Source organism: Sphaerimonospora mesophila (assembly GCF_001417795.1).
GTDB classification, from domain to species: Bacteria; Actinomycetota; Actinomycetes; order Streptosporangiales; family Streptosporangiaceae; genus Sphaerimonospora; species Sphaerimonospora mesophila.
Genome location: NZ_BCBX01000042.1, coordinates 75,131 through 98,519 on the forward strand (window position 1 = coordinate 75,131; position 23,389 = coordinate 98,519).

The 23,389-nt window shown below is 70.7% G+C and carries 21 protein-coding genes and 1 pseudogene; 6 read left to right on the forward strand and 16 right to left on the reverse strand.

Annotated features, from left to right (window positions below; all coding sequences use genetic code 11):
- Nucleotides 1-13: 13 nt before the first annotated feature.
- The 5 genes from AP234_RS23925 to AP234_RS23945 are packed head-to-tail and all read right to left on the reverse strand — an operon-like array spanning nucleotide 14 to nucleotide 5,147.
- Nucleotides 14-1,054 carry an alcohol dehydrogenase catalytic domain-containing protein gene (locus tag AP234_RS23925; RefSeq protein ID WP_055481966.1) on the reverse strand — a complete coding sequence of 347 codons (1,041 nt, stop codon included), beginning with the start codon at nucleotides 1,052-1,054 and terminating at the stop codon, nucleotides 14-16.
- A gap of 17 nt (nucleotides 1,055-1,071) precedes the next feature.
- On the reverse strand, nucleotides 1,072-2,265 hold the full coding sequence (locus tag AP234_RS23930; RefSeq protein WP_055481967.1) for a cytochrome P450: 1,194 nt from the start codon (nucleotides 2,263-2,265) through the stop codon (nucleotides 1,072-1,074).
- A gap of 28 nt (nucleotides 2,266-2,293) precedes the next feature.
- Nucleotides 2,294-3,466 carry an FAD-dependent oxidoreductase gene (locus AP234_RS23935; protein ID WP_200926678.1) on the reverse strand — a complete coding sequence of 391 codons (1,173 nt, stop codon included), beginning with the start codon at nucleotides 3,464-3,466 and terminating at the stop codon, nucleotides 2,294-2,296.
- Entirely contained in the window at nucleotides 3,463-3,654 is a 192-nt protein-coding gene (locus AP234_RS23940) for a ferredoxin (protein WP_055481968.1), read from the reverse strand. Before AP234_RS23940 ends, AP234_RS23935 begins: the two co-directional genes overlap by 4 nt.
- Before the next feature lie 32 nt (nucleotides 3,655-3,686).
- Complete coding sequence (locus AP234_RS23945) at nucleotides 3,687-5,147, reverse strand: benzaldehyde dehydrogenase (RefSeq protein ID WP_055481969.1); 1,461 nt, start codon at nucleotides 5,145-5,147, stop codon at nucleotides 3,687-3,689.
- 156 nt (nucleotides 5,148-5,303) lie between these two features.
- On the opposite strand from AP234_RS23945, the gene AP234_RS23950 reads away from it, so the two are divergent.
- The 3 genes and pseudogenes from AP234_RS23950 to AP234_RS23955 all read left to right on the forward strand — a co-directional run bounded on the left by AP234_RS23950 (nucleotide 5,304) and on the right by AP234_RS23955 (nucleotide 8,044).
- The gene (locus AP234_RS23950; protein ID WP_063843074.1) at nucleotides 5,304-6,482 is read left to right on the forward strand and encodes a helix-turn-helix domain-containing protein; all 1,179 of its coding nucleotides are present in this window, start codon (nucleotides 5,304-5,306) and stop codon (nucleotides 6,480-6,482) included.
- A 622-nt stretch (nucleotides 6,483-7,104) separates the two neighbouring features.
- Nucleotides 7,105-7,242: pseudogene (locus tag AP234_RS39640) on the forward strand (MBL fold metallo-hydrolase); the annotation flags it as partial.
- A gap of 271 nt (nucleotides 7,243-7,513) precedes the next feature.
- Entirely contained in the window at nucleotides 7,514-8,044 is a 531-nt protein-coding gene (locus AP234_RS23955) for an MBL fold metallo-hydrolase (RefSeq protein ID WP_152990586.1), read from the forward strand.
- A 92-nt stretch (nucleotides 8,045-8,136) separates the two neighbouring features.
- Here the strand turns inward: AP234_RS23955 and AP234_RS23960 are convergent, their stop codons facing one another.
- Nucleotides 8,137-8,682 (reverse strand): HIT family protein, encoded by a 546-nt coding sequence (locus tag AP234_RS23960; RefSeq protein WP_235558342.1) that lies wholly within the window; start codon nucleotides 8,680-8,682, stop codon nucleotides 8,137-8,139.
- 88 nt (nucleotides 8,683-8,770) lie between these two features.
- Nucleotides 8,771-9,967, reverse strand: coding sequence for an RNA-guided endonuclease InsQ/TnpB family protein (locus tag AP234_RS23965; protein ID WP_055481973.1), 1,197 nt, complete (start codon nucleotides 9,965-9,967; stop codon nucleotides 8,771-8,773).
- A 212-nt stretch (nucleotides 9,968-10,179) separates the two neighbouring features.
- Between AP234_RS23965 and AP234_RS23970 the strand changes: the two genes are divergently transcribed.
- The gene (locus tag AP234_RS23970; protein WP_200926679.1) at nucleotides 10,180-10,866 is read left to right on the forward strand and encodes a class I SAM-dependent methyltransferase; all 687 of its coding nucleotides are present in this window, start codon (nucleotides 10,180-10,182) and stop codon (nucleotides 10,864-10,866) included.
- Nucleotides 10,867-10,923: 57 nt separating this feature from the next.
- On the opposite strand, the gene thrS is transcribed toward AP234_RS23970, so the two are convergent.
- The 3 genes from thrS to AP234_RS23985 form a co-directional block, all read right to left on the reverse strand.
- Nucleotides 10,924-12,900, reverse strand: coding sequence for a threonine--tRNA ligase (gene thrS / locus AP234_RS23975; RefSeq protein ID WP_055481974.1), 1,977 nt, complete (start codon nucleotides 12,898-12,900; stop codon nucleotides 10,924-10,926).
- A 307-nt stretch (nucleotides 12,901-13,207) separates the two neighbouring features.
- Nucleotides 13,208-14,185 (reverse strand): aldo/keto reductase, encoded by a 978-nt coding sequence (locus AP234_RS23980; protein ID WP_055481975.1) that lies wholly within the window; start codon nucleotides 14,183-14,185, stop codon nucleotides 13,208-13,210.
- 27 nt (nucleotides 14,186-14,212) lie between these two features.
- A complete protein-coding gene (locus tag AP234_RS23985) occupies nucleotides 14,213-14,863 on the reverse strand; it encodes an alpha/beta family hydrolase (protein WP_055481976.1) in 651 nt (216 codons plus the stop codon).
- Between the two features lie 331 nt (nucleotides 14,864-15,194).
- Between AP234_RS23985 and AP234_RS23990 the strand changes: the two genes are divergently transcribed.
- On the forward strand, nucleotides 15,195-16,865 hold the full coding sequence (locus AP234_RS23990) for an FAD-dependent oxidoreductase (RefSeq protein ID WP_055481977.1): 1,671 nt from the start codon (nucleotides 15,195-15,197) through the stop codon (nucleotides 16,863-16,865).
- Nucleotides 16,866-16,924: 59 nt separating this feature from the next.
- On the opposite strand, the gene AP234_RS23995 is transcribed toward AP234_RS23990, so the two are convergent.
- From AP234_RS23995 to AP234_RS38120, 3 genes are all read right to left on the reverse strand, one after another.
- Entirely contained in the window at nucleotides 16,925-17,473 is a 549-nt protein-coding gene (locus AP234_RS23995) for a hypothetical protein (RefSeq protein WP_055481978.1), read from the reverse strand.
- A 298-nt stretch (nucleotides 17,474-17,771) separates the two neighbouring features.
- A complete protein-coding gene (locus AP234_RS24000) occupies nucleotides 17,772-18,440 on the reverse strand; it encodes a fasciclin domain-containing protein (protein ID WP_055481979.1) in 669 nt (222 codons plus the stop codon).
- A gap of 133 nt (nucleotides 18,441-18,573) precedes the next feature.
- Nucleotides 18,574-19,446 (reverse strand): hypothetical protein, encoded by an 873-nt coding sequence (locus AP234_RS38120; RefSeq protein ID WP_200926680.1) that lies wholly within the window; start codon nucleotides 19,444-19,446, stop codon nucleotides 18,574-18,576.
- 203 nt (nucleotides 19,447-19,649) lie between these two features.
- Here AP234_RS38120 and AP234_RS24010 point away from each other — a divergent pair, with 203 nt between their 5' ends.
- On the forward strand, nucleotides 19,650-20,930 hold the full coding sequence (locus tag AP234_RS24010; protein ID WP_055481981.1) for a cytochrome P450: 1,281 nt from the start codon (nucleotides 19,650-19,652) through the stop codon (nucleotides 20,928-20,930).
- On the opposite strand, the gene AP234_RS24015 is transcribed toward AP234_RS24010, so the two are convergent.
- From AP234_RS24015 to AP234_RS24025, 3 genes are all read right to left on the reverse strand, one after another.
- A complete protein-coding gene (locus tag AP234_RS24015; RefSeq protein WP_063843075.1) occupies nucleotides 20,899-21,123 on the reverse strand; it encodes a type II toxin-antitoxin system HicB family antitoxin in 225 nt (74 codons plus the stop codon). The two genes, AP234_RS24010 and AP234_RS24015, sit on opposite strands and share 32 nt — an antisense overlap.
- Before the next feature lie 182 nt (nucleotides 21,124-21,305).
- Entirely contained in the window at nucleotides 21,306-22,529 is a 1,224-nt protein-coding gene (locus AP234_RS24020) for an SRPBCC family protein (protein ID WP_152990587.1), read from the reverse strand.
- Nucleotides 22,530-22,605: 76 nt separating this feature from the next.
- A complete protein-coding gene (locus AP234_RS24025; RefSeq protein WP_055481984.1) occupies nucleotides 22,606-23,364 on the reverse strand; it encodes a TetR/AcrR family transcriptional regulator in 759 nt (252 codons plus the stop codon).
- Nucleotides 23,365-23,389: the final 25 nt, after the last annotated feature.

A 23,389-nucleotide genomic window follows, 5' to 3' on the forward strand; every position in this document is an offset into this window, starting at 1 on the left:
GTGGCTCCGGAGGTCAGGCGGTCCGGAGGATCGCCTTCAGCGCCGTGCCGCCGTCCATCCCGGCGTAGCCTTCGGCGAGGTCGTCGAGGTCGTGCACCCGGTCGATCAGAGGCGAGGGGTCGAGGCGGCCGTGCACGACGTCGTCGATCAGGCCGGGCAGGTAGTGCCGGGCCGGGGCGACGCCGCCCGCGAGCCGTACCTGCCGCCCGAACAGCCGCATCGGCGCGATCGCGCCGACGCCGTGCGGGACGCCGACGAAGCCGACCGAGCCGGCCGGGCGTACGACGTCGAGAGCCGTGTCGAAGGCCGCCTGCATGCCGACGCATTCGACGACCCGGTCGGGCAGGCGGCCGCCGAGCAGCTCGCGCACCGCCGGGACCGGCGACTCCTCCCGCGAGACCCGCAGCGTCAGCGCGCCGGCCTTCTCCGCGACCTTCAGCCGCTCGGTCCGCTCGCCGAGTAGGACCACGCGGTCGGCTCCGGCCCGGGCCGCGGCCATCGCGGCGGAGATGCCGACCGCGCCGTCCCCGATCACCGCGACCGTGTCGCCGCGCTCGACGCCGGCGAGCGCGACGCCGTGCATGCCCGTCGCGAACACGTCGCACAGCGGGATCAGCTTGCGGGCGAGGTCGTCGTCGATCTCCGGCTCGTCCCAGGGCAGTGCCAGAAGGGTCGCGTCGGCGTGAGGGACGCGGATGCTCTGCGCCTGCGCGCCCGCCCAGTCCTTGCCCCAGATCCCGGCGTGCGCGCAGAGCGGCTGCAGGCCGCGCCGGCACTCCTCGCAGTCGCCGTCGGAGAACAGGAACGGCGCGATGACGGTGTCACCGGGGCGCAGGGTGCGTACGGCGTCGCCGACCTCACGCACCCGGCCGATGAACTCGTGTCCGATGCCGCCCTCGCCGTGCGGGACGAGACCCCGGAAGGTCCACAGGTCGGACCCGCAGATGCCGGCGTAGCGGATGTCGACGACGACATCGCCGGGGTCGGCGATCCGGGGTTCCGGGAGGTCCCTGACCTCGATCCGCCCCGGCTCGGAGAACCACGCTCCACGCATGATGCTGTCTCGACCTTTCAGGCTGTCTCTGCGACCGGGCGGACGGTGGTGGGCAGCGCGTCGAGCCCGCGGATGAGCTGGTTGATCCGCCGGACCGGGGCGCCGACCTCGAACCTCTCGACCCGGCGGGCCAGCGCGGCGAGGATCGAATGGCCCTCGAGACGGGCCAGCCCCTGGCCGGCACAGCCGTGCATGCCGTACCCGAACGCGAGATGGTCCACGGGGTTGCGCCGCACGTCGAAGCGGGTGGGGTCCTCCCACTTGCGCTCGTCGCGGTTGGCCGAGGCGTACAGCATCATCACGCGCGACCCGGCCGCGAGCGTCAGGCCGTCGACGTCGACGTCGCGGGTGGCGACCCGGCAGAAGAACTGCACCGGGGACTCGATCCGCAGCACCTCGTTGAACGCGGAGGGGATCAGTGTGGGGTCGAGGCGGACCAGGTCCCACTGCTCGGGGTTGTGCGCGAAGTACCAGACCGCGTTGCTGATCGCGTTGATCGTCGTGTCGAGACCGGCGGTGACGTACGCCGACATGAGGGGGACACACGACTCCTGGCGGATCCGGCCGGCCGCCGCGGCGTCGTAGATGGCGCGGCCCATGCTGCCGGGGGTGAGCTGGTCCGGCTCGATACTCGACAGATACGCGAGCTGGTCCTCCAGGAGCGGAAACGCGGCGTCCGTGCGCGGTCCGGGCGGACCGCTGGCCGAGAAGGCGGCGTCGGCCCAGCCGAGCACCTTGTCCCGCCCGTTCTGCGGCAGCCCGATCAGGTCCAGGACGATGGAGATGGGAAAGGCCCGCGCGAGGTCGTCGACCGCGTCGAAGGCGCCCTGCCGCACGAGGGGCGCGACGAGCTCGTCCGCGCGCCGCTCGATGTCGTCCTTGAGCTGCCTGATCGCCTTGGGCGACAGCCGCGAAGCCAGGACGTCGCGCAGCCGGTCGTGCTCCGGCGGGTCGGTCGCGATGATCATGCCCTGGGTGGCCGCGTTGGCGAGGTCGTTCAGCCCGATGCCCTGGGCCGAGCTGAAGGACTCCCAGTCGGCGAGGCCCGCCCGGACGTCGACGTACCTGCCCATCGCGTACGACCGGTAGCGCGGAAGGTAGACGACGGGACCCGCGTTCCGGATCCGCTCATAGACGGGGAACGGGTCGGTCAGGACGTCGTCGCTGAAGAGGTCGAGGTCCAGAGACGGGATCTCGGAGGTGCTGGTCATCCTGTGCTCCTTCGGGAGGCGAGGCAGGCTAGGGGGTGGTCGCGATCTTGCGCAGCTTGGCCAGGGGCGTCCGGTGGTTCACCGTCGCGGCGGCCACCGGGGCGCCGTCTCGGGTCCACTGGATGAGCGCACTGCGTGCTTCGAGAGATCCGGTGAGGATGTTCAGCGTGGAGCCCGGCATGATCTCGCCGCAGACCTTGATGTCGAGTCCCCACTGTTCGGTCCAGTAGTACGGTGACGGGCGGTAGGCGGGAGCCTCGTCGCCCATCAGCAGCGCCATGGCGGCGGAACGCGCCTGGGCTATGGCGCTCCCCCAGTGGGGTGAGCGCCGGGGCCGGCCGGTGCGCTCGCTCACGCGGGCCACGACGTCACCGGCCGCGACGATGCCCGGGGCGACCCGGCAGCGTTCGTCGACGAGCAGGCCCGCCGGCCCGCCGAGCCCGGCGTCCGCCAGCCACTCGACGTTGGGCAGGTCGCCCACGGCGCTGACCACCACGTCGGCTTCCAGGAGCTCCCCTTCGGAGGTCCGCACGGCCGTCGGGCGGCCGTCGCCCGGCAGTTCCACGCCACCGGGCGCGCGGACCAGCCGCACGCCCTCGTCCAGAGCGGCGCGGGTCATGTGCTCGGCCAGGAAGGCGCCGAACTGCCGCACCAGCGGAGGGTCCTGGTCGACGACGGTGACGTCGAGCCCGAGCCCGCGCGCCGTCGAGGCGATCTCCATGCCGAGGAACCCCCCGCCGACGACGATCAGCGAGGCCGCCTCGGCGAAGATCGCGCGCAGCCGGACAGCGTCGTCCAGGTCGCGCACCACCAGCTCACCGGCGTCGCCCGCCTGCGGGTCGTACGGCCGCAGCCGCCGGGCCCGCGCGCCGGAGGCCACCACCAGGCCGTCGTACGGAAGTTCCTCCCCGCCGTCGAGCAGCACCCGGCGACGGCCGCGGTCCAGGCCGACGGCGCGTGACCCGGTGCGGAAGTCGACATCGGCGCGCAGCGGCGATATGAAGACGGACTCCGGCGTCTCCGTGCCCTTGAGCATCCCCTTGGACAGCGGCGGCCGGACGTAGGGTGCGTGACGCTCCTCGCTGACCACGGTGATCGAGCCCTCGTGACCGTGCTGGCGCAGGGCGTCCGCGGCGGTGACGGCGGCCACCGAGCCGCCGACCACGACGATGTCGCCGCCGGTCCCGATGCCACCCGTCACGGCTCCAACCTCAGCGCCGCGACCGGGCACACCCGCACGGCGGCCTCGGCATGGGCTGCGTCGCCGGGCGCGACCTCCTCCGACAGGACCTTCAGGTCACCCTCGTCATCGAGCTCAAGCAGGTGGGGCGCGGCCTCGGCGCAGAATCCGTAGCCCTCGCAGCGCGCCTCATCGACGGTGATCCTCATGTCAGCACCTCAGTAAGCGAATATCCGGAAAATCAGACGGGGTAGGTGGGCGGGGTGGGCCGTGCCGTGACCCACTGCCAGAAGGTGAACTCGTCCAGGTTCCAGTGGCCGCCGTAACGGCCTCCGTTCCCGGACGCGCCCATGCCGCCCATGGGGATGTGCGCGGCGTCGTTGATGGTCTGCCCGTTGATGTGGACCATGCCGGTGTGCAGCCGCTCGGCCAGGGCGAGTCCACGCGAAACGGACCCGGTGTGGATCGCCGCGGACAGGCCGTACTCGGTCTGTCCGGCCAGTTCGACCGCCTCGGCGTCCGAGGAGAACCTGGTCACCGGGATCACCGGACCGAAGATCTCCTCACGGAACGCGCGCACGCCGGGCGTGACCCGGTCGAGCACGGTGGGCTTGTAGAAGGGCCCGTCATGGGAGCCGCCGGTGCGCAGCACCGCGCCCGCCTCGACCGAGCCGGTGACGATGTCGTGGACGCGCAGCGCCTGGCGCGCGTCGATGAGCGGGCCGACCCGCACCTCCGGGCGGCGCGGATCGCCCACGACGAGGGACCGGGCGTGCGCGGTGAGCCGCTCGACGTACTCGTCCGCGATGCTCTCGTGCACGAGGTGGCGGCCGGTCGCCATGCATATTTGGCCCTGGTGCAGCAGCGAACCCCAGGCCGCGTTGTTGACCGCAGCGTCCAGGTCCGCGTCGTCCAGGACGATGAGCGCGTTGTTCCCGCCCAGTTCGAGGACGACCCGCTTGAGCAGGCCACCGGCGATCTCGCCGACCCGGCGTCCGGTCGCGGACGACCCGGTGAACGAGATCACCCGCGTGTGCGGCGAGCGGACGACGGCCTCGCCGGCCTCGGGTCCGCCGGGCAGCACGTGCAGCAGTCCGGATGGCAGGCCCGCTGCCTCGAACACCCGGGCCAGCGCGACGCCGCCGCTCAGCGTGGTCTTCACATCCGGCTTGAGCAGGACGGCGTTACCGAGGGCGAGCGCGGGGGCCACCGACCTGACGGCGAGCATGAGCGGAGCGTTCCACGGCGCGATCACACCGACGACGCCGGCAGGAACCCGCCGGGCCATGCTCAGCACGGACGTGTCGTCGTGCGGCAGCAACTGCCCGTACGGCTGGTCCGTCAGGCCGGCCGCCGAGCGCAGCTCGTCGAGGGCCTTGGTCACCTCCTGCTCGGCCTTGGCCCTGATGCCTCCGGTCTCCCTGATCATCATCTCGACGATGTCGGCCCGCATGGACTCGAGGGCGAGCGACGCCCTGGCCATCACGTCGGCGCGCTCCTTGTAGGAGGCACGGGCCCATTCACGCTGGGCCTCGGCCGCGACCGCGCCGGCCCGCTCGACGTCCGCCTCGTCGGCGAGACCGATCTCACCGATGCGCTCACCGGTCGCGACCTCCACCACGTCCGCGGTCCCGCCGCCACCACGACGCCATCCGGCCGAGAACAGGTGTCCGGAGGCCGAGGCGAAGTCACATCGACTCACTGAAAACGCTCCAATCGGTGGGGGGCGAACCGGAAAAAGCCCGGTTACGTCGGCGTTTTCAGGAGATTACGCCGCACGATCCGGCGTCACCTCGCTACGAGTGAACTAATCTGCGTGCGGAAACTTCGACACGGTGTCGCAACGGGAGGGATGGGCGTGAGCCTCGACGACATGGTCCAGACGCTCGCGGAGCAACTCGGCGGCCCGGTCGTCCTGTACGACGCCGACCTGAACCTCGTGGCGTTCAGCGTCCACGGAGACGACGTCGACGAGGCCCGCCGGTCGGTGATCCTCTCCCGCAGGGCGAGCGTCCGCGCCCAGGAGATGATCGCGGCCTACCAGGTGCGCAAGGCCCGATCCCTGGTCCGGCTGCCTCCGCACGGGGAAACGCCTGCCCGGATCGTCTACCCGGTGTGGCACGCGGGCCACGTCCTCGGATATGTCGCCTATATCGACAAAGGGCCAGACAAAGAGCCAAGGCCCCAGCACCAGCGATTCCTGTCCAAGGCGGAGCCGGAGATCGGGGCGATGCTGGCGCTGCGCGCCCTGCAGCGCCGCCAGTCGTCGGACGAGCCGCGCCGTCTGCTGTCCGAGCTCCTCTCCGAGGTCTCCGCCACCCGCGAGGCCGCGGCGGCCGAGCTGCTCGAAACCGGTCTGGTGAGCTCTGCCGCCCGCTACTCCGCAATGGTCTTCCGGCCGGCCCAGCAGCCGACCCGTACGTCGGGCGCCGTGAGACTAGCGATCGAGCAGGCACTGTCGATGATCGTCAGGTCGACGTCGCTGAAGGCGTGCGGAGCGGTGCTCGGCGACGAGGGCGTGCTGGTGATCCCCCGGCCGGTGAACCCCGAACGGCTGGCCAACCTGCTCAGCCGGCCGGGACTGGAGTCCCTGCGGGCCGGAGCCGGCGGGCCGCGTGAGTCCCTGGCGCTGGTGCGCGAGTCGCACCGCGAGGCGGTCATGGCCTGGCGCGCGGCGACGGCAGACCCGGCCGGCTACGGTACGTCGGCGCGCTGGGAGGATCTCGGGATCGACCGCCTGCTCATCCAACTGCCGCTCGACTCGCTCGCCATGGAGGACCTGCCGGTCGCCGTACGGCGGCTGCTGCAGGCCCGCTCCGGCGGGAAGCTCGCCGACACCCTGGAGGCATACCTCGACCACGGGGCCGATGCCCAGGCCACTGCCCGCCATCTCGTCATCCATCGCAGCACGCTGTACTACCGGCTCGGCCGGATCAACGACATCATCCGGTGCGACCTGGCAGACGGCCGGGTACGGCGTGAGCTGCACACCGGGCTCCGCGTCGCCACCCTCGCCGGACTTCGCGCCACGACGTGATGTCGCACAGGCGTGCCCGAAGCCCATCGTGACCACGACGTTTCCGGGTCGATCCGGACGGGCATCGGCGGATCACCGCTTCCCGGCAGGAGTGACCTACCTGCTCCGGGGAGGTACGGGCCGAGCCGACACAGCCCCGCGCCCGGGACACCCGTGACGCCGTCGCGGACGCGTCGTCCCGCGCCATCCCCTCCTCGTCGGACACGGTGTCGCATCGTCCGGACTGTGATTAGTACACCGAGGCGAGGTGCTCTGTGGTCCGTGGCACGTAGCATCGGCGGGCACAGCCGGCGGCACCTGGCGCGTTAGCACGCTCGCCGTGCCCCTTCCGCGTATCGGAGGCGGCATCGGTGCCGCTGTCGAAGGAAGTGATCTCATGACGAATTCCCCCACGTCCTCCTGCTGTCCGACGTCCGGATCGGGCAGCTCGCGACGCGGCGTGCTCAAGGGCATCGGTGCGCTCGGCGGAATGGGTGTGGCCTCTTTGGCCGGGGCCGTGCTCACCCCCACCGCGGCGAATGCGGAATGGGCCAGGCCAGGGCCGGGCAGGCAGGATTGGTCGGGTACGAGCGTGGTGCTGCTGGGCACCGGCGGTGGTCCGGTACCCATGACGGACCGGCAGATGACCTCGCAGGTCGTGGTGGTCGACGGTGCGGCGTACATGGTCGACTGCGGTAGCGGCGTGGTCCGGCAAATGTACGCGGCCGGGGTGACCCATGCGATGCTGCGGGCGTTGTTCGTGACCCACTTCCACGCCGACCACTTCTGCGACTACCTCCCGCTGATCCTGTTCGGACGGTCACTGCCCGGACACGAGTACGGCTATCCCGGTCAGTTGCATGTCTACGGTCCACCGTCGCTGGGCCTGCCGCCCGGGGTGCCGATGCCGGGGGTGGAGTTGATCCAACCGGACGACCCGCACCCGGGCATGACCGACGTCCACAACGGAGTGCTGGCCGGCCGGATTCGCCCCCACGACGAACAGCCAGGGAATCCGAGCCCGGCTCGGACCGGATATCCGGGACATCGTCGTGCCACACGACCTTCGGGTGGACGCCTCGGCCGATCTTCCGGCGCCGCCCCGGATGCGTCCTTTCAAGGTGTACGAGGACGATCGCGTGCGAGTGAGCGCCACCCTGGTCAACCACTACTGGCCCTTCCCGGCGTTCGGCTTCCGGTTCGACACCGACCACGGCAGCGTCACGTTCTCGGGCGACACCACGCCGAGCGACAACCTCGTGGAGCTGGCCCGGAACACCGACGTGCTGGTGCACGAGATCATGGACGGCCAGAGCATGCTGGACCACGGCATGGCGGAATTCATGGTGACCGGTTTGCGTGGCTGTCACACCGATATCACCGAGATCGGGGGCATTGCCGCGACGGCCGGAGCGCGCACCCTCGCCCTGTCGCATATCGTGCCGCTCTCGATCACCTCTCCGACGCCGCCGAAGCTCCCGGTCGGGCACTGGCGGTCGACGATCAGGCGGGACTACGACGGCACGGTCGTGATCGGACGAGATCTGCAGCGCGTGCGACTGGGCCGGCCATCGGGACGATGAAGTCTCGATCGCCTGTCCGACACCGTTGGCGGTTCCCCTCCGACCCGCGCGAACCGCTGCAGGAGGCGCGGCCGAGCCCGTGACCCCGCGGCTCAGCCGGGCCAGGCGCCGGCGATGAGATCGCGGGTGTCGCGCAGGAGCTGGGGCAGGACCCGGGTGTGCCCCACCACGGGCATGAAGTTGGTGTCGCCGCCCCATCTGGGCACGACGTGCTGGTGCAGGTGGGCGGCGATGCCCGCGCCCGCGACGCCGCCCAGGTTCATCCCCACGTTGAACCCCTGCGCGCCGCTCGCCTTGCGCAGCGCCAGGGTCGACCGCTTGGTGAACTCCGCCAGCTCCATGGTCTCGGCGTCGTCCAGGTCCGCGTAGTCGGCCACGTGGCGGTACGGGCAGACCATCAGGTGGCCGGAGTTGTACGGATAGAGGTTGAGCAGGGCGAAAACGGCGGAGCCGCGGGCGATGATCAGCCCGTCCTCGTCGGAGAGCTTCGGGATCTCGCAGAAGGGGCAGCCGTCGTCCTTTCCCGACCCGGTGGGCTTGTTCTCGCCCTTGATGTAGGCCATGCGGTGGGGAGTCCACAACCGCTGGAAGTTGTCGGGATCCCCCGCACCGGCCTGCTCGATCGGCTCTGAATCCACGGTCGCCCTCTCCTCCACTCCCGGTGCGCGTTTTTGCAGCCGTTGGCAGCAGCATTTGACTTTCTCCCCCTCCTGAAGGAGGGGATTCCTACAGCTCGCGCCGTAGGGCTTTCTGCTTCATCGCCGGCTGCCCGCCCGGAGGTCTCCGTTGAGGTCTTACACCGGCTCCACAGACCGACACCGCCAGCCCGGCGGCCAGAAGGTTCTTCGCCGCGTTCACATCCCGGTCATGGGTCGCCCCGCAAGCACACGTCCAGACGCGGACGTGCAACGGCATCTTCTCCTGCACGGCGCCGCAGACCGAGCACAGCTCGGAGGAGGGGAAGAAGCGGTCGACCGCGACGACTTCCCGCCCGTACCAGGCGGCTTTGTACTCCAGAAGGCCCCGGAACTGCGACCATGCCGCGTCCGAGATGGCGCGGGCCGGGCTCCGGTCCTTGACCATGTTGCGGACGGTCAGGTCCTCGATCACGAGCGTTTGGTTTTCGCGCACGAGTCGAGTGGTCAGCTTGTGCAGGTGGTCACGCCTGCGGTCGGTGATGCGGGCGTAGATCCGCGCGACCTTGCGCCGGGCCTTGGCCCGGTTGGCCCCCTCGCCCCTGGCCTTGCGGGCGAGGTTCCGCTGGGCGCGGGCCAGACGTTCCCGGTCGGCCCGCTCATGCGGGGGGTTGGTGACCTTCTCCCCGGTCGACAGGACGACCAGGTGGTCGAGTCCGGCGTCGATGCCGACGGCGTTCCCGTTCGCCGGCAGAGGCGTGACGGTCGGGTCCTCCACCAGCAGGGACACAAACCAGCGGCCCGTGCTGTCGCGGGACACCGTCACCGTGGTCGGCTTCGCCCCCTCAGGCAGCGGGCGAGACCACACAATAGTCAGCGGCTCGGCCATCTTCGCCAGGGTGAGCCGGCCGTTCCGGAACCGGAACGCGCTGGTGGTGTACTCCGCCGAGTCACGCGACTTCTTCCGGGATTTGAAACGCGGGTACCTGGCCCGCTTGGCGAAGAAGTTGGTGAACGCGGTCTGCAGGTGCCGAAGCGCCTGCTGGAGCGGAACGCTGGACACCTCGTTCAGGTAGGCCAGTTCCTCGGTCTTCTTCCACGCCGTCAACATGGCCGAGGTCGCGTTGTAGGTGACCCGCTCCTGCCGCAGTGCCCACGCCTCGGTCCGGGCGGACAGCGCCATGTTGTAGACCTTCCGCACGCACCCGAACGTCCGGGCAAGCTCGGCGGCCTGCTCCGGCGTCGGGTAGAAGCGGTACTTGAACGCCCGCTTCACAACGGAGGTCACATCTCACAATCTACCATGTCAGCTTGTGAACCCCTGCGGCGTATTCGGCCGGCAGACCACGAATCGCCCAGCGGCGATTCGTCTTTCCCTGCCCTGCTCCGCAGGAGTCCGATTCCTCCCTCGACTGAAGGCGGGGAGGGCCGGAGGTTTCCGATGACCCACGATCCCGCATGCGGCCGCCGGTACGGCCTCCCTTGACGCAGAGTGGAACCGTGACTCTACCGACGCCGTACCACGGCAGCGGTCCGGGGCCGATCACCCCGGACGGCTGCGCGGTGGACTACTACGCCATGCTCACTCCCAACGGCGAACCCGAGATCATCCACGCGGCGGCACCGGCCGGGGCGTCCATCCTGGAGCTCGGGGCCGGAGCGGGCCGGATCACCCGCGGTCTCCTGGCTCTCGGACACGAGGTCGTCGCCGTGGACGAGTCGCCCGAGATGCTCGCACACATCGAAGACACCGAGACGATCTGCTCCCCGATCCAGTCCCTGTCCGCCGGCCGGGCGTTCGACGTGGTCCTGCTCATGTCGTTCGTGATCGAGACCGCCGACGACGAACTCCGCCGGGCGTTTCTGCGCACCTGCAGAAGGCACGTGGCCGAGGACGGGTGCGTGATCCTGCAGCGCAAGCCCCCGGAGTGGTACGACACGATCCAGCCGTTCGAGCGGATCACCGAAGCCGGCCACGTCGTCCGGATGACGGAGGTCAGCCGCCCCGCGCCCGATCTTCTGTACGCCACCATGGAGTACACCGTCGGCGACCGGCGCTGGACCCATTCCTTCCTCAGCCGGCGCCTCGACGACGACTTCCTCCGCAGTTCCCTGGAGGAAGAGGGCCTGACGATGGCGGGTTTCCTCGGCGGAGATCGCGAGTGGGTGCGCGCGCTACCGGTCTGAGTCCCCCGCCGCCCTCGTGGTACGGCCGAGCGGAGCCGTACCACGAGGACCCGAGGGTCAGACCTGGATGCGGCGCTCGACGGCGTCGACGATCTCGGCGACGGCCTGGTCGATCGGGACGCCGTTCTTCTGCTCGCCGTTGCGGTAGCGGAAGGACACCGCGCCCGCCGCGATGTCGTCGTCGCCGGCCAGCAGCATGAACGGCACCTTGGCCTTCTGCGCGTTGCGGATCTTCTTCTGCATCCGGTCGTCCGAGGCGTCCACCTCCACCCGGATGCCCCGCTCGCGCAGCCGCTTGGCCACGTCCTGCAGGTACGGCACGTGCGCATCGGAGATCGGAATGCCGACGACCTGCACCGGCGCCAGCCACGGGGGGAAGGCGCCGGCGTAGTGCTCGACCAGGACGCCGAAGAAGCGCTCGATCGACCCGAACAGCGCGCGGTGGATCTTGACGGGCCGCTTCCTGGTGCCGTCCGCCGCCTGGTATTCCAGCTCGAACAGCTCGGGCAGGTTGAAGTCGAGCTGGATGGTGGACATCTGCCAGGTCCTGCCGATGGCGTCACGCGCCTGCACGGAGATCTTCGGACCGTAGAAGGCCGCGCCGCCCGGGTCGAGCACCAGGTCCAGCTTCTCGGACTCGGCGACCTCGCGCAGGGTCTCGGTCGCCTGCTCCCACACCTCGTCGGAGCCGACGTACTTCTCCGGGTCCTTGGTGGACAGCTCCAGGTAGAAGTCGTCGAGGCCGTAGTCGCGGAGCAGGTCGAGCACGAACCGCAGCAGCGACTTGAGCTCGTCGCGCATCTGCTCCTGGGTGCAGTAGATGTGCGCGTCGTCCTGGGTGAGGCCGCGCACCCGGGTCAGGCCGTGCACCACACCGGACTTCTCGTACCGGTAGACCGTGCCGAACTCGAACAGTCGCAGCGGCAGCTCACGGTAGGACCGCCCGCGCGACCTGTAGATCAGGTTGTGCATCGGGCAGTTCATCGGCTTCAGGTAGTAGCGCGCGCCCTCCAGCTCCATGGGCGGGAACATGCCGTCGGCGTACCAGTCCAGGTGGCCGGAGATCTTGTAGAGGTTCTCCTTGGTGATGTGCGGGGTGTTGACGAACGAGTAGCCCGCCTCCTCGTGCCTGCGGCGCGAGTAGTCCTCCATCACCCGGCGGATGATGCCGCCCTTGGGGTGGAAGACCGGCAGGCCGGAGCCCAGCTCGTCGGGGAAGGAGAACAGGTCGAGCTCGGCGCCGAGCTTGCGGTGGTCGCGCTTCTCTGCCTCCGCCAGGAAGTTCAGGTACTCGTCCTGCTTCTCGCGCGACTCCCAGGCGGTGCCGTAGATCCGCTGGAGCTGCGGGTTCTTCTCGCTGCCCCGCCAGTAGGCCCCGCCCGACCGCATGAGCTTGAACGCCGGAATGACCCGGGTGCTCGGCAGGTGCGGCCCGCGGCACAGGTCCTTCCAGCACAGCTCGCCCGACTTCGGGTCGAGGTTGTCGTAGATGGTGAGCTGCCCGGCGCCCACCTCCACGTCAGCGCCCTCGGCCGACTCGGCCGCGCCGCCCTTCAGCCCGATCAGCTCCAGCTTGTACGGCTCGGCCGCCAGCTCCTCGCGGGCGTCCTCGTCGCTCACCGGCCGCTGCCGGAAGGTCTGGGCCTGCTTGACGATCTCGCGCATCCGCTTCTCGATGCGCTTGAGGTCGTCGGGGGTGAACGGCTCGGCCACGTCGAAGTCGTAGTAGAAGCCGTTCTCCACGGGCGGGCCGATGCCGAGCCTGGCCTCCGGGAAGATCTCCTGTACGGCCTGGGCCATGACGTGGGCGGTCGAGTGGCGCAGGATCGCCCGGCCGTCGGGGCTGTCGATGGCGATCGGCTCGACGACGTCGCCGTCGGCGACCTCGGCGGCCAGGTCACGCGGCTCGCCGTTGATCTTCGCGGCGATGACCGACCGGCCGTCGGCGCCGAGCGCCTCCCCGGCCGTCGTGCCCGCCGCCACCACACGCTCGGCTCCGGCGAGGGTGATGCGTATTTCGAGGGCGGCAGACACGGTGGCTCCTTCGGCTGGCATTCATGCGCGTTCGCGCGAAAACGGATTCGCGGACTCATCCCGTCCGGCACCTCGGCCTCCGGGAGATCCAGGGCCGACGGGACTCCAGGCTTCGATGCTACCGGTGCCGCCGCCCCGATTTCGCGCGCTGTTCGACGCGGCGGGAACGGATGCTGCTCGCCGTGATGGTTGCGGTCCGGTGCATGAGGCCTCCGGCCTCCCCGGGCGCGGTGGTCTCGGGCACGGTCTTACACCGGCCGGAGCACCACCCGCCCCCGCCGCTTCCCACTCGTCATAGGTGGTGGCACTACCAGCGGTGATGCACCTGGGGGCGGATCAGCTCGTCGTAGATCCGGCGGACGGCGGCGTGCGCCTCGGCCGGCAGAGCCGGCAGATCGGCGGCCGCGACGTTGGCCCGGGCCTGCTGCGGATTGCGCGCACCCGGGATCACCACGCTCACCCCGGCCTGATCGATGATCCAGCGCAGCGCGAACTGGGCCATCGTCATGCCGGCGGGGACCAGCTCCCTGATCCGGTCGACGGCCTGCAGGCCCACGCCGTACTCCACCCCGGAGAAGGTCTCACCGACGTCGAAGGCCTCGCCCTGCCGGTTGAAGTTGCGGTGGTCGGTCTCGGCGAAGACCGTCTGCGGGCCGTACCGTCCCGTCAGCAGGCCGCTGGCGAGCGGGACCCGGGCGATGATGCCGACGCCGGCCTTCTCGGCCGCCGGGAGCACCTCGTCGAGCGGCTTGAGCCGGAACGCGTTGAGGATGATCTGCACGCTGGCCACGCCGGGCCGGGAGATCGCGGTGAGCGCCTCCCCCGCGGTCTCCACGCTGACGCCGTAGGCCGCGATCGAGCCCTCGGCCACCAGCGTGTCGAGGCCGTCGAACACCTCGTCGTCGTCGAACACCGCGGTGGGCGGGCAGTGGAGCTGGACCAGGTCGAGCGTGTCCACGCCCAGGTTGGCCCGGGATCGGTCGGTCCAGGCGCGGAAGTCGCCCAGTTTGTACGCCTCGGGCGTCTGGAGCACCCGCCGCCCCATCTTGGTGGCCACGGTCAGGCCGGAACGCTCCCTGAGCAGTTTTCCGATGATCTTCTCGCTGCGGCCGTCGCCGTAGACGTCGGCCGTGTCGATGAAGTTCACCCCGGCGTCGACGGCCGCGTTCAGGGTGGCCAGCGCGTCGGCCTCGCTGACCTCACCCCAGTCCGCTCCGAGTTGCCAGGCTCCCAGCCCGACGACGCCCACCTGCCTGCCCGTCCTGCCCAACACGCGCTGTTCCATGACGGATGATCCTAATGCGGACCGTCATCAGGACAGATGGCGGTCGAACCAGCCGCGGGCGAGGTCGGCGACCGACTCGAGCGTCCCCGGCTCCTCGAACAGATGGGAGGCGCCCGGGACGATCTCCAGCCGGGTCTCGGCGGTGAGCCTGCCCATCGCCTCCATGTTGAGCTCGATGACGATCGGGTCGCGTTCGCCGACGATCAGCAGCGTCGGCTGCCTGACCGAGGCCAGGTACTCCCCGGCCAGGTCGGGCCGTCCGCCCCGTGAGACGACGGCGCGCACCGCGTCGGGACGGGCCGCCGCTGCCACCAGGGCGGCGGCCGCGCCCGTGCTCGCGCCGAACAGGCCGATGCCGAGCCCGCCGACCGGCACGTCCAGCGGCACCCGGTCGGTCAGCGCCGCCACCCGCCGGGCGAGCAGGCCGATGTCGAACCGCAGGTGACCGGTGTGGGCGTCGGCACGCTCCTCCTCGGCCGTGAGCAGGTCGGCCAGCACGGTGGCCAGCCCGGCGCGCTGCAGCTCACGGGCCACGTACCGGTTGCGCGGGCTGTGCCGCCCGCTGCCGCTCCCGTGCGCGAACAGCACCACTCCGTGCGCCGGCCGCGGCACCACGACATCGGCGTCGAGCACGACCTCTCCGGCCGGGATCCGGACGCTCACCTCGACAGCGTTCATGCTTTCCTTTCCCCCTTGCCGTCACACGGTCGCCGGGCAGGTCTCCGGCGGTTCTCCGCCCTCCCAGCGGGCCGTACGCTCCAGCGGCTCGACCGCCCGGGTCTCGGCGATGTGGATCACCGCGCCGAACCGGCCGGCCAGGCGGGTCTGGACGCCTTACCCCGACCGGACCGCGGCAAACGCTCTCGGCCGCGGGCGGGAACGGGCGGCCGTCAGCATGCCGGAACCACAGGAAGCCTTGGCGGCCATTTGGATCAACCGGACAAATGCGGACGATAAGGACCGTCAAGGATGGGCAGAGATCCCAAAGAGTCAACCGGCAGGGTGAACCATGCACTGGCCAGAGGAGCTGACGGAGACCCCGGATCTGCACGGGGCCTATCCGCGGCTGAGCCGGGCCCGGATCGAGCGCCTCGCGGCGCGCGGCGAGCGGCGGCCGCTGAGCCGTGACGACGTGCTCTTCACCGAGGGCGAGCTGTCCGACGACTTCTTCGTCGTGCTCGACGGCAAGGTGGCGATGGTCGAGGAGTACGGCACGGCCGACCGTGTCGTCGGACTCCACGGCCCGGGGCGGTTCCTCGGCGAGATGAACGTGCTGAGCGGCCTGGCCGGGCACCGGACGGCGGTGTGCGCCGAGCCCGGCGAGGTGCTCGCCGTGCCGGTGGACGAGCTGCGCCGGATGATCGGCCGGGACGCCGAGATGGGAGATCTGATCCTCCGGGCGTTCGTCATCCGCCGGTCGATGATCACCGGGCTGGGCACGGGCCTGCGCATCGTCGGTTCCCGGTTCTCCGCCGACACGCGTCGCCTGCGCGAGTTCGCCGTACGCAACCGTCTGCCGCACAAGTGGATCGACCTGGAGGAGGACTGGGAGACGGAGTGCTTCCTGCGGGCGATGGGCGTCGCGCCGGAGGAGACGCCCGTGGTGATCCTGCGGTGCGAGACCGTGCTGCGCAACCCGAGCAACGCCGAGCTGGCCGGGGCCGTCAACCTGCCGGCCCCGCGCACCTGGGAGACGGTGTGCGACCTGCTCGTCGTCGGAGCCGGCCCGGCGGGGCTGGCCGCCGCGGTGTACGGCGCGGCCGACGGCCTGTCGACGATCGTGGTCGACGGGGGCGCCATCGGCGGCCAGGCCCGCACCTCGCCCCGGATCGAGAGCCACCTGGGGTTCCCGTACGGAATCTCCGGGGACGAGCTGGTGGACCGGGCGATGACCCAGGCGACCGGGCTCGGCGCCTGCTTCCGCGTCCCGGCGGAGGCCGCCGCGCTCGACGGAAGCTGTGGTGACCACGTCGTCACCACGCGGGACGGCACGGTGATCCACTCTCGCGCGCTGATCGTCGCCACCGGAATCCGGTACCGCAGACTCCAACTGCCCGATATGGAGAGGTTCGAGCGGACGAGCGTCTACTACGCGGCGACCATGTTCGAGGCGCGGGAGTGCCGGCGGGATCCGATCGTGGTCGTGGGCGGGGGCGACACCGCCGGGCAGGCGGCCCTGTTCCTGGCCGCGCACGCGGCGTGGGTCCGCCTGCTGGCCAGGGAGGGCGACCTGCGGGTGAACATGTCCCGCTATCTGGCCGTCGAGGTCGAGCGCGACCCGCGGATCCAGGTCATGCTGAACACCGAGGTCAGGGAGCTGACCGGCGGGAAGACGTTGGAGGCCGTGGTGGCCGAGGACAACGTCACCGGAGAGCGCCGCAGCATCGAGGCCCGCGCGCTGTTCGTCCTGATCGGGGCCGAGCCGCACACCCCCTGGCTGTCGGGCGAGATCTCCCTCGACCGTCGCGGATATGTCCTCACCGGCGCGCGCGCCGTCCGCTTCCAGGCGACGGCCGAGAGTCGTTCACCCGGCCGGCCGTTCCCGCTGGAGACCAGCAGGCCCGGCGTGTTCGCGGCGGGTGACGTGCGCAGCGGCTCCACCAAACGGGTCGTCTCAGCGGCCGGAGAGGGCGCGATGGCCGCGCGCCTGGTGCACGAGCATCTCCGGTCGGCCTTCTGAACGGCGAGGGAGGGGCGAGCCAAGCTCGCCCCTCCCTACCGGCCGGTCGTGCGGCCCGCTCAGTCCTCGTCGTCCGACGACCACTGGCCGGAGCCGGTCTCACGCATCTGCTGGCCCGGCATCTGCTGGACGAGGTCCTGACCGGACAGCTTCCGCACCATCGGAGAATTGGCCTGCGGGTGCAGGAAGATGTCCTGCGGCTCCTGGCCCGCGTTCTGGACGATCGGCCCCTGGGGCCCCTGGCCGTCGGCGCCCTGGCCGATCTGCCCGGTCTGGACCTCGGGACCGGCCTGGGCCGCCTGCGCGACGGGAGCCGTCTGCGGGGCGACCTGCCCATTGGGGCCGGTCTGGCCGGTGGGGCCCTGCGCGGCCTGGGCGGCCGGCTCCTGGGTGCCGGCCGCCACGAGGGGGCCGATCTTCTCGTTCTTGTCCCTCAGAAGCTGCTCCATGGCCTTGCTGGCGATGAGATCGGGCTGGTCCGCGTTCTGCATCGCGAAGGATGCGATCTTCTTGCCCGGGGAGGCGTCGGCGGCGGAGTGCTGGTCCGCTGGTGTGCCGACCGGTCCGGAAAGCAGGGCGGCCGCGATTATTGCAGTGCAGATAGGCATGAGAATTCCCCCGAAATGGTGGACGGTACATGCAAGACGTTAAGCGCCTCAAGTCGGACGATCACGGACCCGATGTCCAGTGTCCGGTCAAAGAAGGGAATCCACCATTTCACCCGCGACAGCCGCCGAATGAACCTCGTACGCAGAGGGGTGGACCGTGACACGGCCCACCCCTCTGCGTATTTCCCGACGTCCGCTGAATTCTCTTTTCGCAAAGGCCACTTCGGCGGCTCAGGCCGCGTCGGCTGCCTCGGTCAACCGGTCACTTCGGCCACTTCTGCTATTTCGGCCATTTCGACTATTTCGGCATCAGCACGCTGTCGATCATGTAGACGGTGGCGTTGCGGGTGACCACGTCACCGCAGACCACGTTCGCATCGTTGATTTTGAAGCTCTGCCCGGAACCGCTGGTGGTCAGCTCGCCGCCCTGCACGGTCTTCAGCTTGCCGCGACGAAGGTCGGCCGGCGTCTTACGCCCCTTGACCACGTGATAGGCCATGAGGGCGCTGAGCGCCTGCTTGTTCCCCATGAGGCGGTCGAGCTTCTTCTTCGGGACCTTGGTGAAGGCTTCGTTCGTGGGCGCGAACAGCGTGAAGTCCTTGCCCTTGTTGAGCGTACGGGCCAGACCCGCGGTCCGCACCACTCCGGAAAGCGTCGAAAGCGACGGAATGCCGGAGATGGCCTTGCCGACCGGTTCACCCGTCACGGATGCCGGAACATCCGAGCAGGCGGCGCCGAACGGCGAGGCGGACGCGGACGGGGACGCCGAAGCGGATGGCGAGGCGGTGGCCGACTCCGTCTCCGAGGCGCTCGCCTCGACCTCCGGCGTCGCCGTGTCCGTCACCGTCTCATTCACCGCGGCCGGGGCCGCGGCGTCGCTCCCGCCTCCGCTGCCATCGCTGCCGCAGGCCGCGGTGAGCGACAGCACCGTGGCCAGAGCGGAAAAGGCGAGAAGTCGCGTCTTCATCGAATCTCCCTGTGGTGGAGGTGGCGCCCGCCGGCCCGCGGGTGACAGGCGTAAGGGTGCGGAGAGGAACCGGAGATGCCTGCCGCCCGCGGGCCGTGGAACTCACGCGTCGATCAGCTGATCGGCAGGTGGATCAACGCGATGTCCGGTGGTGTGCGCCCTTGCGTGCGCCCCAGCCGAACGAAGGCCACGACTTCGCCTCCTGGTGCCCCTTGGCCTTGGGCAGCTGGACCGACTGCTTGCCCGCCTTCGACATGTCGGCCGTCGGGTTGATGACGAGGTCCTGCCCCTTCGCGTCGCGCCCGCTCCGGCCCCACTCGGCGGGGAAGGTGAAGCGCCCCGGGAAGAAGTCGTCGTCGGACTTCTCCTTCACCGCCGCCTGCGGTCCCTCGGCGGCGGCGGGCGCCGCGTTGGAGGTGTTGGCGGGCGGCTGGAACATGAAGGCCGGCCCGTCGTCCTCCGCGTCCTCCTGCTGCTGCGGCGCCTGCTGCTGACCCCCTTGCTGCTGGGGCTGCTGCGACTGCTGCTGGGGCTGCTGGGGCTGCTGCTGCATCCCGGCCTCCTGCAGCCACGGCGGCTGCATCGGCTGGAACATCGCAGGCTGCATCATGCCCGGCTGCTGGGCGGTACCGGGCTGCATCATGCCCGGCTGCTGGCCCATACCGGGCGGCATCATGCCGGGCTGCTGCATCATGTCGGGCTGCTGGGTGATGCCGGGCTGGGTGATACCGGACGGCATCATGTCCGGTTGCATCGTGCCCGGCTGGGTCATGCCGGGCTGCATCATGCCCGGCTGCTGCATCGTGCTCTGGTTCTCCTGCGGCTGCTGCGCGCCGGCCTGCTGCAGCCACGGCGGCTGCATCCCGAACTGCGGCGCCCCGTACATCTGGCTGCTGTAGGGGTCGGTGTTGCTGGTGACGTCGCCCGGACCCGCTTCCTGTGGTGTGGCGGCGGCGGCCGGGCCGGCGAACAGGGCGGCGGCGAGTATGGCAGTGCAGATAGGCATGGACTCCCCCGATGTCGTGGAAGGTACGAGCAAGACGCTAAGCGGCCCACGGTGGATGATCATGTGTCCGACGCTCAATGTCGGGTCAAACCTGAGGATCAGGCGCTTCATCTCGCAAAGATCTACAAACCGCGGTGCCCCACCTGGTTCGCGCACGCCGAGCCCGCCGTTTCCTCCCGGTATCGGCCGGGCAGGCCCGACGTATGCCACTGCTCGACAACACACTGCCGCTCCTGCTCAGCGGATACGCCTGGCTGCCCGGCCTGCGCCGCCGTGCCGGGTCGGACATCGTCCACACGAGGGTGCTCGGGCAGCGGGCGGTCGGCCTGTGCGGGCCGGACGCGGCGCGGTTCTTCTATGACGAGGACCATGTGGAGCGGCGCACGGCCCTGCCCGGCCCGGTCAAGAGCACGCTGTTCGGTCACGGCGCCGTGCACACGCTCGACGGCCCGGCCCACCGGCTGCGCAAAGCGATGTTCATGTCGCTGATGACCGAGGACGGCATCGGCGCCCTGGCCGATCGCACGCTCGCCGCCTGGGACGAGACGGTCTCCTCGTGGCCGGCCGGGCGGGACGTCGTGCTCTTCGACGAGGCGTCCCGGCTGCTGACCCGCGCCGTGTGCGGGTGGGCGGGCGTCCCCCTGCCCGCCGCCGACGTGCCGGCCATGGCGTCCGACCTGGTCGCGATGGTCGACGGATTCGGCTCGGTGGGGCGACGGCACTGGCGGGCGCGAACGGCCCGGAGGCGGCGCGAGGCGTGGCTGGCCGCTCTGATAACGGCTGTGCGCCGGCGCACCCTGACCACGCCGTCCGGCTCGGCCATCGACGTGGTGGCGCATCACGAGGGCACGGACGGCAAACGGCTCGAACCGCGCGTGGCAGCGGTCGACCTGCTCAACGTCCTGCGCCCCACGGTGGCCATCTGCTGGTTCGTCACCTTCATGGCCCACGCGCTGCATCGATGGCCCGAGCATCGTGCCCGCCTGACCGGCGCGGCCGACAGCGGGTCGAAGGCGTTCCCCGACGCCTTCACCGAGGCGTTCGTCGAGGAGGTGCGCCGCTTCTATCCGTTCACGCCGTTCGTCGGCGGCCGGGCCGTACGGGACCTGTCCTGGCAGGGGGAGCCGATTCCGGCCGGCGCGCTCGTACTCCTCGACGTCTACGGGCAGAACCACGACGCCCGGCTCTGGGCCGAGCCGTACCGCTTCGAGCCGGAGCGGTTCTTCGGCCGCCGGATCGGCGCGTTCGATCTGATCCCCCAGGGCGGCGGCGACGCGAACACCGGCCACCGCTGCCCCGGCGAGGCCATCACGACCACGCTGATGCGGGTCCTGGCGGGCCGCCTGGCCGGGCTGGACCACCACGTGCCCGAACAGGATCTGACGATCTCCCTGCGCCGGGTGCCGGCGCGTACGGCGAGCGGGTTCGTCCTCAGGCCCGAGCGCGTCCGGGTCAGCCCGGCAACTGGATCTCGACCGGCATGACGATCGGCGGCCGGGACGGGACCTCGGGCAGGGGGCGGTGCCGGAAGTACGACACGAGCGCCTCGCGCAACCGGGCGAGGGCCTCGTCGACCGTGCCGCCCTCCGCCGCGACCTCCACCTGCACGCATCGCGCGCAGTACAGGCCCTTGTCGTCGGCGGTGACGGTCGCGGTCAACCTGACGGTGCCCCCCATGGTCGTCAGCGTACGCTCGGGACGGTCGTGACCGCTCAGGCGCGACGACCGCTCCGTGGAGATCCTCTGCCCGCAGTCTCCCGACCACGCCAAGTCCCATCGACCCTTGACGATTCGATCACCAACAGCGGTGACTCCCGGCGGCGTCCGGGGCTGATTCGCTCCGGGCGCCGCCGGGTGCGTCACGACCTGCGCTCGTCCCCGGAAACCGCGCCGGCCAGCGGCTTGCCGGTCTCGATGAGCGACTTCAGCCGCATCAGGTCCTGCTGCAGCTTCCGGGCCGGGTCGGCCCCGAGCAGCGTCGCCATCGCGTGCCCGACCGCGCCGATCACCGGGTTGTAGGCGAGCCGTACCTCGATCCGGCAGTGGTCGGCCCCCTCGGGCGTCAGCCGCAGCGTGCCCGTGTGGGCGATGAGCCTGCCCTCGGTGGTCCGCCAGGAGATCTCCCGGCCCTCCTCGCGGTTGATCTCGGTCGCCTCGAAACCGACGGGCACCCCGGCCGGTCCCGAGATCACCCACTGGGAGCGCTGCCCGTCGGCGGAGCGCCGTACCTCCAGGACGTCGGGCATGCATTTGGCGAAGACGCTGTAATCGCTCAGCAGCGGCCACACGTCCTCGGCCGGGGCGGCGACCGAGATCGCGTCCTCGATGTCGACGGCGCGCCGACCGGCCCCGATCCCGCTGAGCCGCTTCAGCGGGAGATTCGTGGCCGCGCGGGCGGCCAGGACGGCGCAGCCGGTCCGTACCGTCCAGGCCAGCGGCTTCGGCAGCCGCCCCGCCATCCCCCAGGTGGCAGCGGCCGCCGCCCCGGCGAGGAACCTGGCCGTCGGCGACCAGCACTGCTGGAAGATCTCGGGCACGCGCTCCCTGGGCCGGCCGCCCCCCTGAAGCTGGATCACTCCCTCGGTGTCGTGGTGCGCGGTCCAGCTCGCCTCGACGCCCTTGACACCGGGAATCCGCGCCACCGCCCGGCAGGCCCGGCGGGTCTCCCGTTCGAGCACGTGCCCGGCGAGGGTCACGTGGCCCCCATCGACGTGGACCTCCACCGCGTGCGGATGGCTGACATGCCGGCCCAACTCGGCGCGCACACGTTCCGACAGCACCCGGTCGTCGACGTTCCTGCCCAGGAAGCGGTAGCGGACGCCCGCGATCGCGCCCCGGCTCCGGTTGCTGAGATCCCGGCCGAGGATGCCGATGCCGCCCCTCGACCGGTGCACGACGTGCACGCCCTTGTCGCGGACGCGGGCGCGGCGGGTCCGGCCGAGGTCCGGATCGAGCAGGTACTCGGCCAGCGCCCCGGCGCACGCGCCCAGACCGGCCGCGCCGACGGTACGCGACAGCGACGGCCCCCGTTCGATCACCGTGACCTGCCCGTCCAGCCGCCCATGTCCTGGTCGATCACCCATGCGCATGGTAATCACCCCCATGCGCTCGGCCCTACCCAGTGACCGGCGGACGATTCCGGCGGGCGGCCCCGCCCCGTCAGCCGCGGGAACGGATGAACACCTCTATCCCGTCGAGCACGCGGCGCAGCCCGAACTCGAACGCCCGCTCGGGGTCGTAGGCGGCGTTGTACGCCTCGCCCGCCGCCGCCCCCACCCGGGCGGCCGTGGGATAGCGCCGGGCATCGAACACCTTCGCCAGGAACGGCGCGTGCGCCCACCACCACTGCTCGTCGGTCAGCCCGGTCTGCTTCTCCGCCTGCGCCGCCTCGACCGCGCCGCGTGCGGCGCCGTGGACGTACCCGTTGATCAGGGTGACCACCAGGTCCATCTCGATCTCGTCGAGGCCCAGGCCGTCGACCGCGCGCAGCTCGAAGTCGTACTTGGCCATCACGTTCGGGCCGAGCGGGGGCCTGCCGGTCGCCACCTGCAGCAGCCAGGGGTGCCTGCGGCACAGCGCCAGGTTCTCTCTGGCGATCAGTTCCAGCCTGGCGCGCCATCCGCCGGGCACGTCCTGCGGCGTCGGCAGCTCGCCGTAGACGGTGTCGACCATCACGTCGATCAGCTCCGCCTTGCCGGGGATGTAGGTGTAGAGCGACATGGTCCCGACGCCCAGCCGCTCGGCCACCTTCCGCATGGACAGCGCCGTCAGCCCCTCGGCGTCGGCGACCTCGATCGCGGCCCGCACGATCCCGTCGACGCCCAGGTCGGGCCGGCCCTTCCGGCTCGGCCGTTCACCCGTCCGCCACAGGATCGCCAGGCTCCGCGCCGGGTCTCCCGTGCCGCCGTACTCCGTCATCTCGCCCCTCGGCCCCTCTCCGTGC